Origin of the sequence: Corallincola luteus, assembly GCF_004336975.1 — a bacterium.
Taxonomy (GTDB): Bacteria; Pseudomonadota; Gammaproteobacteria; order Enterobacterales; family Neiellaceae; genus Corallincola; species Corallincola holothuriorum.
In genome coordinates this window covers 66,943-80,857 of the sequence record NZ_SJXE01000006.1, presented here as the reverse complement: position 1 = coordinate 80,857, position 13,915 = coordinate 66,943, and the positions used below count along the sequence as shown (strand labels likewise).

General features: G+C 51.2%; 14 protein-coding genes. 11 read left to right on the top strand and 3 right to left on the bottom strand.

Annotated features, from left to right (window positions below; translation table 11 throughout):
* The first annotated feature begins 133 nt into the window (after positions 1-133).
* The 11 genes from ubiE (at position 134) to hemB (ending at position 9,592) form a co-directional block, all read left to right on the top strand.
* A complete protein-coding gene (gene ubiE / locus EZV61_RS12710; RefSeq protein ID WP_114339338.1) occupies positions 134-892 on the top strand; it encodes a bifunctional demethylmenaquinone methyltransferase/2-methoxy-6-polyprenyl-1,4-benzoquinol methylase UbiE in 759 nt (252 codons plus the stop codon).
* Between the two features lie 11 nt (positions 893-903).
* Entirely contained in the window at positions 904-1,524 is a 621-nt protein-coding gene (locus EZV61_RS12705; protein WP_240695207.1) for a ubiquinone biosynthesis accessory factor UbiJ, read from the top strand.
* Positions 1,521-3,167: a ubiquinone biosynthesis regulatory protein kinase UbiB gene (gene ubiB, locus EZV61_RS12700; RefSeq protein ID WP_131416046.1), complete on the top strand. Its 1,647-nt coding sequence runs from the start codon at positions 1,521-1,523 to the stop codon at positions 3,165-3,167. The genes EZV61_RS12705 and ubiB overlap by 4 nt, the downstream gene beginning before the upstream one ends.
* Positions 3,168-3,237: 70 nt before the next feature.
* Positions 3,238-3,486 (top strand): twin-arginine translocase TatA/TatE family subunit, encoded by a 249-nt coding sequence (gene tatA, locus EZV61_RS12695; protein ID WP_114339341.1) that lies wholly within the window; start codon positions 3,238-3,240, stop codon positions 3,484-3,486.
* Between the two features lie 3 nt (positions 3,487-3,489).
* Positions 3,490-3,939 (top strand): Sec-independent protein translocase protein TatB, encoded by a 450-nt coding sequence (tatB, locus tag EZV61_RS12690; RefSeq protein ID WP_131416044.1) that lies wholly within the window; start codon positions 3,490-3,492, stop codon positions 3,937-3,939.
* Positions 3,936-4,676 (top strand): twin-arginine translocase subunit TatC, encoded by a 741-nt coding sequence (gene tatC / locus EZV61_RS12685; protein ID WP_114339343.1) that lies wholly within the window; start codon positions 3,936-3,938, stop codon positions 4,674-4,676. The genes tatB and tatC overlap by 4 nt, the downstream gene beginning before the upstream one ends.
* Positions 4,676-5,209 carry a hypothetical protein gene (locus EZV61_RS12680; RefSeq protein WP_131416042.1) on the top strand — a complete coding sequence of 178 codons (534 nt, stop codon included), beginning with the start codon at positions 4,676-4,678 and terminating at the stop codon, positions 5,207-5,209. Before tatC ends, EZV61_RS12680 begins: the two co-directional genes overlap by 1 nt.
* Before the next feature lies 1 nt (position 5,210).
* Positions 5,211-5,999, top strand: coding sequence for a TatD family hydrolase (locus EZV61_RS12675; RefSeq protein WP_131416040.1), 789 nt, complete (start codon positions 5,211-5,213; stop codon positions 5,997-5,999).
* A 123-nt stretch (positions 6,000-6,122) separates the two neighbouring features.
* A complete protein-coding gene (locus EZV61_RS12670; RefSeq protein WP_131416038.1) occupies positions 6,123-8,036 on the top strand; it encodes a sensor domain-containing diguanylate cyclase in 1,914 nt (637 codons plus the stop codon).
* The gene (locus tag EZV61_RS12665; RefSeq protein WP_131416036.1) at positions 8,029-8,562 is read left to right on the top strand and encodes a DUF3859 domain-containing protein; all 534 of its coding nucleotides are present in this window, start codon (positions 8,029-8,031) and stop codon (positions 8,560-8,562) included. The genes EZV61_RS12670 and EZV61_RS12665 overlap by 8 nt, the downstream gene beginning before the upstream one ends.
* 13 nt (positions 8,563-8,575) lie before the next feature.
* Positions 8,576-9,592, top strand: coding sequence for a porphobilinogen synthase (gene hemB, locus EZV61_RS12660; RefSeq protein WP_131416034.1), 1,017 nt, complete (start codon positions 8,576-8,578; stop codon positions 9,590-9,592).
* Positions 9,593-9,675: 83 nt separating this feature from the next.
* Here the strand turns inward: hemB and EZV61_RS12655 are convergent, their stop codons facing one another.
* The 3 genes from EZV61_RS12655 to rhlB form a co-directional block, all read right to left on the bottom strand.
* A complete protein-coding gene (locus EZV61_RS12655; RefSeq protein WP_130567793.1) occupies positions 9,676-10,944 on the bottom strand; it encodes a DEAD/DEAH box helicase in 1,269 nt (422 codons plus the stop codon).
* A 162-nt stretch (positions 10,945-11,106) separates the two neighbouring features.
* Positions 11,107-12,612 (bottom strand): guanosine-5'-triphosphate,3'-diphosphate diphosphatase, encoded by a 1,506-nt coding sequence (gene gppA, locus EZV61_RS12650; protein WP_131416032.1) that lies wholly within the window; start codon positions 12,610-12,612, stop codon positions 11,107-11,109.
* 3 nt (positions 12,613-12,615) lie between these two features.
* Positions 12,616-13,887: an ATP-dependent RNA helicase RhlB gene (gene rhlB / locus EZV61_RS12645; RefSeq protein WP_114339400.1), complete on the bottom strand. Its 1,272-nt coding sequence runs from the start codon at positions 13,885-13,887 to the stop codon at positions 12,616-12,618.
* Positions 13,888-13,915 lie beyond the last annotated feature (28 nt).

Below are 13,915 nucleotides of genomic sequence, written 5' to 3'. Positions count from 1 at the left end.
ATTTATAAACCAAGTGTAGTCGGCAAATTCAACAAATAAACCTTATTGCCGTAGTTTGGCATGTAATTAGCGTTTGGGGAGTCGTGCTATTTTTCAGTACACTGGGCAGCAATAAGTTATTGAGGGGAAAGCAGTGAGCGGATCATCAACGGGCGATACCACCCATTTTGGTTTCAAAACGGTCGCCAAGGCCGAGAAGGAATCATTAGTAGCCGATGTGTTTCACTCTGTTGCGGCCAAATACGATTTGATGAACGATTTGATGTCTGGCGGCATCCATCGGGTATGGAAGCGTTTTACTATCGATTGTAGTGGTATCCGTCGTGGTCAACGGGTGCTGGATCTCGCTGGTGGTACGGGTGATCTTACCGCGCGCTTCTCTCGCTGTGTCGGTGATACCGGTCAAGTGGTGTTGGCAGACATCAACAGTTCGATGTTAAAAGTCGGACGAGACAAACTGCGTAATATGGGGATCTTGGGCAATGTCAGTTATGTGCAGGCAAATGCCGAGGCGTTACCCTTTCCCGATAACCACTTTGATTTAATTACCATCGCTTTTGGCTTGCGCAATGTTACCGAAAAAGAGCGTGCACTCGCTTCCATGCTGCGTGTGCTAAAACCTGGCGGTCGCTTGTTGGTGCTTGAGTTCTCTAAGCCGCAAATAGAGTTATTAAGTAAGGCCTACGATGCCTACAGTTTCCATCTGCTACCAAAGATGGGAGAGGCGGTGTTGAAAGATGGCGCTAGCTATCAGTATTTGGCGGAATCGATCCGTATGCATCCGGATCAGGAAACCCTGAAACAGATGATGGAACAGCAAGGCTTCGAACAGGTGAGTTACTACAACCTGACCGGTGGCATTGTTGCCTTGCACCGGGGTTATAAGTTCTAGGAGTTTTGGTGATGCCGATCTCGCCGCTGTTAGTAGGCGCATTGGAAACAGTGCTCAATCAATACCTTAAGTTAGATCCTGACTATGCGAATGGCTTGCTCCCTATGGCTGGTAAGCGTTTGCGTATGGATCTGTCGGAATTGCCTTTTCCTCTGTTATTTGTTTTCAGCGCCAAGCAGATAGACCTGCTCTCCGGTGAGCAGGATGATTGGGATTGCCGTATGCAATTAGCTATCCGCGATCTGCCGAGACTACAGGATGGTGAAACGCTGGCGCAGCTGATCAAACAAGACCGGCTGCAGATGGAGGGGCAAGCGGAACTGGCACAACAGTTTGCTGGCATGCTCAAAGGGTTGGACATCGATTGGCAAGAGCCGTTGTCCCGCTGGCTTGGTGATCCTGCCACGCACATGGTGGCGCAGGCCCTGACTCGTGCCAAAGCGTTTGTCGTTAACCAAACGCAGGAAGGGAAACAGCAGTTCGGGCGTTTCATTACTGATGAAGTCGCACTGCTCGCTCACCCCTTGGCTCTCGCTGCATTTGCCGACGATGTGCAGCTACTTGCCGCAGATGTGGATGATGTCGAAGCCAGAGTAAGACGTTTGGAGCGTTCGCAGGCGGATATCTCATGAATCCCTTTAGGCAGCTGTTTCGATTGTATCTGATTGGCGCGACCTTGTTGCGTCACGGCGTTGATCAGATCATTCCTCGTCAACGCTGGCCGTTGTCGCTGAAGTGCTTACGTATTGGGTTGTTTTGGCTACGCAATCAACATCCCGACGCCTCGGAAGCGAAGCGCTTACGCCTCGCCATGGAGGCGCTTGGTCCGGTGTTTATCAAGCTCGGGCAGATGCTTTCTACCCGTCGCGACCTACTTAATGATGATTATGCCGAAGAGCTGGCATTGTTGCAGGATCAGGTTGCCCCTTTTCCTGGCGAGCAAGCCTTAGCTTTAATAGAAGCGTCGCTTGGTTACCCCTTAACTGAGCGCTTCAGTGATTTTGATGAGACGCCGTTGGCTACGGCGTCGATTGCCCAGGTGCATACCGCCACATTGTTGGCTGACGAGCAGGGACAGTCGCAACAGATTGTCTTGAAGGTGATCCGGCCGGGGATCGACAAACAGATTTTAGCGGATCTGCATTGGATGGAAAGCTTGGCAGAGCTGGTGGCGCGCTTGCTGCCGGATGGCAAGCGGTTGCGGCCGAAGGAGGTGATCCGGGAGTATCGCAAAACTATCCTGGACGAGCTGGATATGGCGCGAGAAGCAGCCAACGCAATCCAGCTAAGGCGCAATTTTGAAGGCTCAGACGCCCTCTATGTGCCGCGTATTTACAGTGATTATTGCCGCCCTCGCCTGTTGGTTATGGAGCGTATTTATGGCATTCCAGTGGGCAATATCGCTGAGCTGGAATCTAATGGCACCAACATGAAGCGCTTGGCTGAGCGGGGTGTCGAGGTGTTCTTTACTCAGGTATTTCGTGACAGTTTCTTTCATGCCGATATGCATCCCGGGAATATCTTTGTTGCCAAAGAGCATCCGGAAGATCCTCTGTGGATAGGTATTGATTGCGGCATTGTTGGTACCTTGAATCGCGAAGATAAGCGCTATCTGGCGGAGAACTTCCTAGCGTTCTTTAATCGAGATTATCGCAAGGTGGCTGAGTTACATGTGGATTCAGGTTGGGTGCCTGCTGATACCAGTATCGATGAATTTGAAGTGGCGATCCGTACTGTCTGTGAGCCTATTTTCAATAAGCCTTTATCTGAGATCTCGTTTGGCCATGTGCTGATCAATCTGTTTAATACCGCCCGCCGCTTCAATATGGAGGTGCAGCCGCAGCTGGTGCTGTTGCAGAAGACCCTGCTCTATATCGAAGGCCTGGGGCGTCAGCTATACCCGCAGCTGGATCTGTGGCAAACCGCTAAACCTTTTCTCGAAGATTGGATGCAGGATCAGTTGGGGGCGAAAGCGCTGAAGCGCAACTTATTGGAAAATTTACCTTACTGGGGGGAGAAACTGCCGCAACTGCCAGACCTGATTTTCAATAATCTGCAGCAAGCACAGCAACTCCTTCCTCGGTTAGAAACGCTATCTGAGCAGTACCATCAGCAAGCTGACCGCCGTTCTCGCAGCCTGTTTTGGCTTGGTACTTCTGCCATCATCGCCTTGATTACGCTGTTTTTTGATTGGCCATCTGTGACTTGGTCGATGCTGGGATGGAGTGGCGTAATTGGGTGCTGGATCTCGGCTTGGCGGTTTAGCAGCCGTTAGAGGTTTTCATGAACAACCATCTGCCTATAATGGGTCAGCATAGCCACTTCTGGCGTTTGGGAGAGTAAAAATGGGTTTTAGTTGGCCTCAGCTATTAATCGTTGCCGTTATTGTCATCCTGCTGTTTGGTACGAAAAAGCTCCGTAGTCTAGGTGGAGACTTGGGCTCAGCGGTTAAGGGCTTTAAAAAAGCGATGAGTGACGAAGATGCTAAAGGCGAAAAAGCCGATGCAGATTTCGACAAGCAGCCTATAGAACACAAACAAGACGCCAGCGCAGATGTGAAAGAGCCGGTAGTCAAGGATAAGGACAAGGCCTAAGCCGTGTTTGATATCGGCTTTTGGGAGCTTGTTATTATCGCTGTGGTTGGGCTGCTGGTACTTGGGCCTGAGCGACTGCCGGGTGCGGTGCGCAGTGTTACGCGTACCATCAGCAGTGTGAAGCGTTATGGCAGTGCGATCCGTAGTCAGGTAGAGCAGGAGCTGGAGATCGAGCAACTGCATAATGACCTGAAGAAAGCAGAAGCCTTAGGTACCAAGGTAACGCCCGAGCTACAAGCATCGTTGAACAAGCTACGTGCGCAAGCGGATGCTGTGAATCGACCTTATGCTGCAGAAGAGCCTGAGGCGCAGGTTGATGGTGATAGTGCTGAGAATAAACTCGACGTTGAAGAGGATCTGCTTTCTGCCAATGATTCCGGTCACCGAGAGTATCCTGGTCCTGATGATAAAGTGGAGCCACTCCCTACCCCCTCGGATAGTAAACGGCAATGAATAACCCCACCCAGCAGCCATTTTTAAGTCATCTGTATGAGTTGCGAGACCGCTTACTGAAAGCGTTAGGTTCTGTGCTGGTGATATTCCTCGGGCTGGTTTATTTTTCCCAGGAGATCTATCACTTTATTGCGGCACCGTTGATTGCTGAGATGCCAGACGGGGCCTCGATGATTGCAACTGATGTGGCCTCGCCGTTCTTTGTACCAATTAAGCTCACCATTGTGCTTTCCGCAGCGCTGGCTGTGCCATTTATTTTGCATCAGGTGTGGGCTTTTATCGCGCCAGGGCTTTATAAACATGAGCGCAAGTTAGCGCTGCCTTTGGTGGTGATGAGTTCACTGTTGTTTTATGCCGGTGCTGCGTTTGCTTTTTTTGTGGTGTTTCCATTGGCGTTTGGCTTTCTTACTGCGATTGCCCCAGAGGGCGTGACCATCGCCACTGATATCGGCAGCTATCTCGACTTTGTGCTGAAGCTGTTTTTCGCTTTTGGGCTGGCTTTCGAAGTGCCCATCCTGATTATTGTGCTCTGTTGGGTTGGCATTACGACCCCGGAGAGTCTGAGTAAGAAACGGCCCTATATCATTGTGGCCGCATTTGTTTTTGGAATGTTGCTGACGCCGCCTGATATCTTTTCGCAGACGCTATTAGCTATACCTATGTTGCTTCTGTTTGAAGTTGGCTTGTTGATTGCGCGATTGTATCGGCGTAAAGATGATGAGCAGGAGGAGGAATAATGATCCGAACCACGGTCCTTTTATCTGTGGCGTTAAGTTGTTTAAGCGTTCATGCCGCTCCCGCTTCATTGCAGCAATGCGCCGCGATCAGCGATGATGCCCAGCGCTTGAACTGCTACGACCAACTTGCTGCTCGCACGCTGCCTGACTCCCCGGCCGCCATTGCGCCAGAGACGCAGCCATTACCAGCCGTGCAACCTGCTCCGGGCGGTTTAGCTGGCGCACCTGACGCACCCACCGTGATGGCTGTTGAACCCACCGCCGAAGAGAAATTTGGCCTCGAACATAAGCAAGCGGTCGCTGAAGATGCACCTGAGACGTTAACGTTACGGATCAGTAAGAAGAAAAAAAATGCTTACGGCAAGTGGGTATTAACCCTAGAAAACGGCCAAGTTTGGCAACAGACCGATAGCACACGTTATAACTTTAATCATAAAGATGGCCTGGTGGTGATCTCGCGCGGCTCTGTGGGTAGCTTTTTTATCGGTCAACCAGATCGTAATAAACGGATCCGGGCGAAGCGAGTGAAGTAAGGTGAGTTGGATCGATATTGGGGTTAATCTCACGAATGCCCAGTTCAAAGATGACGCTGCTGATGTCGTGGAGCGTGCCCTAACCGTCGGTGTTAATCAGCTGATTTTAACGGGTACCTCGTTGCTTGAAAGTCAGCAAGCGCTCTCTCTGGCAAAGAGGTGGCCTGGTACTTGTTTCAGTACCGCGGGCATTCACCCCCACGATGCGAAAGAGTTCCAGCCTGAACAGCTGACAGCGCTTGCACAGTTATTGACACAGCCGCAAGTAGTGGCTGTCGGCGAGTGTGGCTTGGATTTCAATCGTGATTTTTCACCGCGACCAGTGCAATGCGAGGTGCTAGAACAGCAACTCTCGTTGGCGGCTGAGCTAAATATGCCGGTATTTCTCCATGAACGCGATGCCAGTGACACACTATTGGCGATACTCAAACCTTGGCGAGATAAGTTGCCGGCGGCAGTGGTGCACTGTTTTACTGGTAGCGAAATAGCATTGCGTCAGTATTTGGAGCTAGATTTGCATATCGGTGTGACAGGATGGGTGTGCGATGAGCGTCGAGGTACTGAGCTTTTAGCTATGATGCCGCTGATCCCCGCCGGGCGCTTGATGTTGGAAACTGATGCGCCGTTTTTGATTCCACGAAATGTGCAGCCAAAGCCTAAACGCCGACGTAATGAGCCTGCTTATCTGCCTCATATTGCGGCAACCATTGCGGCACAACGGGGCGAAACATTGGCAGAGTTGAGTCTACATACGGTGAAGGCAAGTCAGCAGTTCTTTGGCCTTAAATAGCAAATTTGCTAGCGCTGGTGCGGCAAGGTGATTTGTTACTCAAATGAGAAAAGCCTAATTAATTGCTGGTAGACTCATGTTTGGACAATCTGTTTGCCCTCATGTTGAGGGTATGCGAGAAACGTGAATAGGATTTTAGTATTGCCTATGGGTATCCAACAGCTCACCCGGGCTTGGTTTGGCTGGTTGCTGATCTGTGTCAGTACAACGGCCAATGCTGCGTGGGTATTGAGTGACGATACCCTGCATACATTGGTTACTAGCCCGTGCTGTGAGTTTTTGGCGACCGATGATGCTGAGCTTTCTGCTCAGCAGATCATGGCACTCCCTGAGTCGGCCTGGCAAAAATTATCCACCTCCCGCATAAATGCAGGCTTTTCGTCACGTATCTATTGGCTGCGGGTAAGCATTGATAATCGTGCCGTGCAGAACCGTCAGTGGTTGCTGGCGTTGGATAACCCGCTAATCGATTGGATTAATATCTATCTACAAAGCGGGGACGAGCCTTGGCTGCAAGTGGCAGCGTTAGCGGAAGGTGATCATGGGCGAAAGGTCTCTCACCCGAGTTACCTAATACCTCTGGAACTAGCTGGCGACGCGCAGAGACCAGTATTACTAATTCAGTTTCAGACTGCAGGCGCGGCGAATCTCTCTCTCACTCTGTGGGATAGAGACAGCTTTGTGGAATCGGATCATCGCAGCAGTTTGGGATGGGGGCTCGCTTTTGGTGCCTTACTGTTGATGGGCACTTATAACGTCTTGTTGGCCGCTTCCACGCGCATGCTCAGTTATCTGATGTATGCTGCTTACATCTTCAGTGGCTCTTTGTTGGTGGCCGGTTTACTGGGGATTAACAGTTACTACCTTTGGCCAAACAGCCCTTGGCTACAACACATCTCTCTACCTTTGTTAGGGGGCTTTACTCTTCTATTCGCCAGCTTGTTTACCGAAAGAGTGTTGCAGACAGAGCGTCGTCAAATCGGTATTAAACGCCTGCACCGTGGCTTGCAGGCCGGCATTGTTTTATATCTGTTTTCTGTGTTGCTGCTGGATTATCAGAGCGCAGTGATTGTACTCGCCGGCTTGGTGGTGTTGGTCGTGATCAGTCTGCTCGCTCTTGGGATCTGGCTCTGCGTTCAGAAGGCGCCATTGGCACGCTACTACACTTTTGCTTGGCTGGCGTTGCTGGTCGGTGCACTCATCAGCAGTTTGGCCTATTTTGGCTGGGTACAACTGCCAATAGATAATTTGACTCCCTTCTTAATTGGCGCGGGGATCGATGTCGCTGTTATGGCGGTAACGCTGGCGTTGCGGGTCGGTGACTCTTACCGCTCTCATCAATTAGCCGAAAAAAATGCCATGGAGCAAGCGCGCCGAGTGCGCTTGGTGCAGGATAAAGCACTACAGATGCAGGCGACGGCCAATGCAGAATTGGAGCAAAAAGTACGTGAACGTACGTTTGAGTTAGAGGTGGCGCTGCGGGAGTTGGCAGACAGCAATCGAGAGCTGGAAGAGCAAAATACCCGTGATGCGCTAACTGGCGTACGCAACCGAAAATACTTTGACAAACGCTATATAGCGGAGCAGCGACGTAGCCGTCGTGAACAGACACCGCTTGCTCTGATCATGGCGGACATTGACCACTTTAAGCAGATCAATGACACCTATGGTCACCCCGTTGGTGATATCTGTATTCGGGAAGTCGCGTCGCGAGCTGCTGAAGTGGTTAAACGTCCAGGGGATGTGGTGGCTCGCTATGGTGGTGAAGAGTTTGCGCTGATTTTACCCAATACCTCGCCGGAAGGGGCGAGACAATTGGCCGAGCGGTTATGTAGTGCTATTCGTGACCAAGGTGTAGTGACGGGGGCGGGAGAATTACCTTTGACCATCAGTTGTGGTGTCGCTTGTTTGTATATTGATCCCCAACTCCCCCCTGAAACCTTACTCGCGCAGGCAGATAAAGCACTCTATCAGGCCAAACAGCAAGGTCGTGATCGGGTATGCGTTTTTATTACTGAGGAGCAGCAGGTTGAATAGTTATTGGCAAATCGCCGTTGAGCGAAGTGGATTAAGATTAACGGTGATGATAGCCGTCGGCTTGTGCTGCTTTATGCTATTAACTGGGTGTCAGGAGCAAGCTGTAGAGCAGGAATTAGATCCCATCCATTTCCGTTTGCAGGTGAGCGATTACGGCTTATATCAACGCCCGGACAACGTCAGTGAAGAGTGGTCAAATGAGGCCGAACTGTTGCGGCAGCGACGTAAATTAGAGCTGGGAGCGCAAATCAGTTTTGGCTTTCGTTTTATTCTGCATGCTGATCCTGCCGAACGCCCAGTGACCCTGACGTACACCGTCAAGCCGCCGGTAAGTGAAAACGGATTGAAGTCGTTACAAAAGAAAGTCGTGGTAATGCCAGAGCAGTTCCCTTACCAAGGTAGCTTTATTCACACCCTAGAAGATGCTGATAGCCTGGTACCTGGTACGTGGCTTATTTATCTCAAAGCTGACGGTGAGTTGTTAAGCCGTCAGCCGTTCCAACTATTACCTTCAGTGCAACCTTAACGGAAAATTATTCATGTCTGATGTGATTAACAGTTTTGGTCAGTTTCCTGCGCGGCGCCCTCGCCGTATGCGTGCTGATGATTTTTCCCGCCGTTTGATGGCAGAGTCGCAACTCTCCGTGGCTGATCTTATCTTTCCGATGTTTGTGCTTGAAGGTGAGGGCCAACGGGAATCGGTGACCTCGATGCCGGGTGTTGAGCGGGTATCTATAGACCTGTTGCTGCAGGAAGCTGAAGAGTTGGTTGCCCTTGGGGTTCCTGCCATTGCGCTTTTTCCGGTTACGCCTGATGGGGTGAAATCTTTGGATGCTGCTGAGGCCTATAACCCTGAAGGTTTGGCACAACGGGCAGTGCGTGCGGTAAAAGCTACGTTTCCTGAGTTGGGGGTGATCACTGATGTTGCTTTGGATCCGTTCACTACCCATGGCCAGGACGGTATTATTGATGAGCAAGGTTACGTGGTAAATGATGTCACCACAGCGGTATTGGTCAAACAAGCGCTGTCCCATGCGGATGCGGGTGCTGATGTGGTGGCGCCGTCTGACATGATGGATGGCCGCATCGGTGCTATCCGCGCCGCGTTGGAAGCCGCTGGTCATGTTAATACGCGCATTCTTGCCTACTCAGCTAAATATGCTTCTAGCTACTATGGTCCGTTCCGTGATGCTGTCGGTTCAGCCGGTAATCTTAAGGGCGGCAATAAGTACAGCTACCAGATGGATCCGGCCAATAGTGATGAAGCGCTGCAGGAGGTGGCTCTGGATCTCCAGGAGGGAGCCGATATGGTGATGGTGAAGCCAGGTATGCCGTATCTGGATGTGGTGCGCCGGGTAAAAGACAACTTTAAAGTGCCTACCTATGCTTACCAGGTTAGCGGCGAGTATGCGATGCATATGGCGGCGATTGAGAATGGCTGGCTAGCGGAAAAACCGGTAATAATGGAAAGCTTGTTGGCTTTTAAGCGTGCCGGGGCTGATGGCATTTTGACCTATTTTGCCAAGCGAGTGGCGCAGTGGCTTAATGAGAAATAGCCCCTGTGTTGGATGCTGAAAATGGCGAATAAAAAAGCGAGCTCAGCTCGCTTTTTTATTGTCTGCTACTTTGCTAGCTAAAGTTAGCTATTCGCTGGGCGATGGCCTTTTGCCAGTTCGCCGGAGCGTTGTCCATCCGCGTGTTCGATTTTAGGTTTCTTCGGCTTTTTAGGTCGCGGAGCACGCCTTGCTTGTGGCGTGCGTGAAGGCGGTAGCGGATGAGTCGGTTCAAAACCAGATAACTCTTTACGCGGAATAATATCGCCAATAAGTCGCTCAATAGCAGCAAGCAGTTTGAAATCATCGGCACAGACTAGTGATACCGCTTCGCCACTGGCACCAGCTCGGCCGGTACGACCGATGCGATGGACATAATCTTCAGCCACATGGGGCAGATCGTAATTGACCACATGGGGTAACTGATCGATATCCAAGCCGCGGGCAGCAATGTCGGTGGCAACGAGAACGCGGATAGCACCACTCTTAAAATCGGCTAATGCTTTGGTTCGCGCCCCCTGACTCTTATTGCCGTGGATCGCTGCGGCGTTGATCTCTTTGGCGTTAAGTTGCTTGGTGATACGGTTGGCACCGTGTTTGGTTTTACTGAATACCAACACCTGTTGCCACTGATTATCTTGGATTAAACGGGTCAATAGCCCGGATTTCCGCCCCTTATCCACTGGATAAACTAACTGCTCGATACGCTCGGCGGTAGTATTAGGGGGAGCAACGGAGACCTCAACAGGGTTGTTAACCATCCCTTTTGCCAGCGCCCGGATCTCGTTTGAAAAGGTTGCCGAAAACATCAGGTTTTGGCGTTGTTTAGGCAGCAGGGCGAGGATCTTCTTGATGTCGTGAATAAAGCCCATATCCAACATACGATCGGCTTCATCAAGTACCAGTATTTCCAGTTGCTTAAAACGCACCGCATTTTGATTGTATAGATCAAGCAGTCGACCCGGTGTAGCGACCAATACATCCACGCCCCGTCGTAGTGCCATCATCTGTGGATTGATCTTAACGCCACCAAACACCACCGCAGATCTTAAGGGTAGATGTTTCGAGTAAGTTTCAACACTTGCACCTACCTGCGCCGCCAGTTCGCGGGTTGGTGTCAGCACCAGAGTGCGCACCTGGTTGGCTTGTGCTTGCGGCCCCTTCGACAATATTTCCAAGATAGGTAAGGTAAAACCAGCCGTTTTACCGGTACCTGTCTGTGCCGCTGCCATCACGTCCCGCCCTTCGAGTACCGCAGGAATGGCCTGCGCTTGAATAGGAGAGGGGGTTTCGTAGCCCTGCTCTTTGATCGCTGCAAGAATGGAATCAGAGAGGCCGAGTGAGGCAAATGACATATAAAGGTCTCGTTTTGTTACGGGGGTAAGTGCCTAATGGCGGGCGCGCAGCTTACCCTATAAAGAGCGCCAGCGCGAATAGGTCTATAAAATCGTTATGTGGCCTTGTTAAACAGTGTAGCGGGTTTTAGGGGGCTAAGGAGCTGAGATAAGAGTGCTCAATCAGGATCCTGTCGCCGCAGTGAGCTTTAATTCACCGCCAATCTTCAATGTGTAGCACGCTTCTTGCTGCAACTCACTGCTGACCAGCGGGTGGCTATTTAGCCATGGCTGGGAAAGTTGCAAGCTCAGGGTCTCGCCCTCTGCTGTCAAACTCAGCTCAGGTACCGAGCTGTCTTGGCGGCGGCCACAGAATATAATGGCCAAGCGCAGTAGCCGAGTCAGGCGCATGGCTGTTGTTGGCTCAATGCCGGTCAGCTGCTCATAGCAAGCATTGTCGAGAGGCCCTTGATACTGACCGAGCAGATTTGCCAACAATAATTTCTGGCTGTTGCTAAAACCGGGGAGCGTGGCATTTTCGATGATATATTTTGCGTGTTGCTGGGCATTTTGGTAGCCAATCAACAGGCCGATTTCGTTGAGTTGTGCCGCACTGGCAAGTAGCTCATTGAGTTCGATATCTTCTAGCTGCCATGGAGCCGCTACTTGCTGACATAAGGCCAATGCAAGTTCACTGACCCGAGTGGCGTGGGGCTGATCGATTCGAAACTGTTGTTTGAGGCCGGCGAGGGTGCGTTGGCGGACATTCTCTTGGCGCTGCTCGCCTAACATCTCGTAGACGATCCCTTCTCGCAGGGCGCCGCCAGAAGTGGTCATCTGCTCAATGCCAAACTTACGAAACAGGGCAATTAAGATCGCCAAACCACTGACAAACACCGGTTTGCGTTCTTCTGATAAGCCGACGATATTCAATGCCTGAAGTTGGCCACAAGCTACTGCTTGCGCCATCATTCGCTGTAACTTAGGCAGCGTGATCCGCTCGTCATATCCTTGCGCCAGCAACACTTCCTGTAATGCCTGTACTGTGCCGGATGCGCCGACACAACGCTGCCAGCCATAGGCGCAATAATCGACGACCAAGGGCGCGACTAAGGCTTCTGCCGCGCTAATGGCTGCATCAAAATTACTTTGTTGCAGTTGACCGCCGGCGAAATAACGCTCACGGAACAGTACACAGCCCATATTCAAACTATGCAGAATGTGGGGTTCATACTGTTGCCCAACAATCAGCTCGGTGCTGGCACCGCCAATATCAATCACCAACTGATTACCACTGCCACTGGAGGTGTGCGCGACACCTTGGTAGATGGTTTCTGCTTCTTGCTCGCCGGTAATGATTTGGATTGGGTGGTCAAGGATCTGTTCTGCCGTCGCAATAAACTGCTCGACATTTGCGGCGACTCTGAGGGTGGCGGTGCCGACAATACGAATATTGTTGGCGGGAATATCCTGCAGGCGTTCAGCAAACAAACGCAAACAATCCCAACCGCGGATCATCGCTTCTTCGCTAAGTTGGTTTTGCGTGTCTAGCCCTGAGGCCAGCCGCACTTTGCGTTTGATCTTCGCCAGTACCTGCACACTACCCGCGACCACCCTGACAACCAACATATGAAAACTGTTGGAGCCAAGGTCGATGGCGGCATAAAGCTGGTTAGGCGAACTATTCAAACATTAGCCTCGGCGATGGCCACCGCTGCGGCGTTGTGAAGAGCGGTTCTGTCCGCCGCCACTGCGTCTTGGGCGGTGCTGACGGATCGGCGCTGGCAGATCATCCAGCAGAGCCGTAGGATCATATTGGCTGACGGGAATGTCATGACCAACATAGCTTTCAATTGCTGGCAGATTCAGTGCGTAACGTTCACAAGCAAAACTGATGGCGTGGCCACTTTCGCCAGCACGGCCTGTCCGGCCTATACGGTGAACATAATCTTCACAGTCATCTGGCAGATCGTAGTTAAAGACGTGAGTCACTTTTGGAATATGTAAACCACGGGCGGCAACATCTGTCGCTACCAGAATATCCAAACTACCATCTGTAAATTGCTCGAGAATTTTTACGCGCTTGCGCTGAGGTACGTCACCCGTGAGCAGTCCAACTCGGTGGCCGTCAGCGGCTAGATGGCCCCAAACTGCTTCCGATTGGTGCTTGGTATTAGCAAAGACAATTGCTTTGTCCGGCCACTCTTCTTCCATCAAGGTCAGCAGCAGTGGCATTTTATGCTCGTTAGAGGGATAAAACAGTTCTGCTTTAACGCGATCTGCCGTCATCTTTTCCGGCTCGACGTGAACGTGAGTCGGATCATTCATATGCTCGTAGGCTAACTCACGAACGCGCATCGATAATGTGGCAGAAAACAAAAGGTTGAGTCGGTTATCAGGCTCAGGCATGCGGCGGAAAAGATAGCGAATATCTTTAATGAAACCGAGGTCAAACATACGGTCAGCTTCATCCAATACTACGGCTTGGATATGGTTGAGGCTGAAAATGCCCTGCTTGAAATAGTCAATCAGGCGGCCGCAAGTGCCAATAAGGATATCAACACCTTCATTGAGCGTTTGCCGTTGAGATTCGTATCCCTCGCCCCCATATACCAGACCTAGGCGCAAGTTTGAGCTTTTCGCCAGCGCTTCAGCATCATGGTAGATCTGAATGGCCAATTCTCGGGTCGGTGCAATAATAATTGCACGCGGATCCTGTGGCTTGCGCTCTTCAGCAGCAGGGTTGTTTAACAGGTAGTTGACGGTTGCAACAAGAAAGGCAATGGTTTTACCTGTGCCTGTTTGGGCTTGCCCTGCAACGTCTCCACCGGCTAATGCCACTGGCAGGCTCATCTTTTGGATGGGCGTACAATATTCAAAACCCTTGCTATGCAGGGCGGCGAGGACCTCCGGACGGAGATCAAACGCGTCAAAGCGCGTATCTGATAGGTGTGTTTTACTCATGGCGCCAAGCATATCAGGTTGCGCTTGC

Bases quoted from the DNA above. Each gene is read 5' to 3' on its own strand.
- EZV61_RS12680 (WP_131416042.1), top strand. From the start codon at position 4,676: ATGATCCGAACCACGGTCCTTTTATCTGTGGCGTTAAGTTGTTTAAGC.
- hemB (WP_131416034.1), top strand. From the start codon at position 8,576: ATGTCTGATGTGATTAACAGTTTTGGTCAGTTTCCTGCGCGGCGCCCT.
- EZV61_RS12705 (WP_240695207.1), top strand. From the start codon at position 904: ATGCCGATCTCGCCGCTGTTAGTAGGCGCATTGGAAACAGTGCTCAAT.
- tatA (WP_114339341.1), top strand. From the start codon at position 3,238: ATGGGTTTTAGTTGGCCTCAGCTATTAATCGTTGCCGTTATTGTCATC.
- ubiB (WP_131416046.1), top strand. From the start codon at position 1,521: ATGAATCCCTTTAGGCAGCTGTTTCGATTGTATCTGATTGGCGCGACC.
- tatC (WP_114339343.1), top strand. From the start codon at position 3,936: ATGAATAACCCCACCCAGCAGCCATTTTTAAGTCATCTGTATGAGTTG.
- EZV61_RS12655 (WP_130567793.1), bottom strand. From the start codon at position 10,944: ATGTCATTTGCCTCACTCGGCCTCTCTGATTCCATTCTTGCAGCGATC.
- rhlB (WP_114339400.1), bottom strand. From the start codon at position 13,887: ATGAGTAAAACACACCTATCAGATACGCGCTTTGACGCGTTTGATCTC.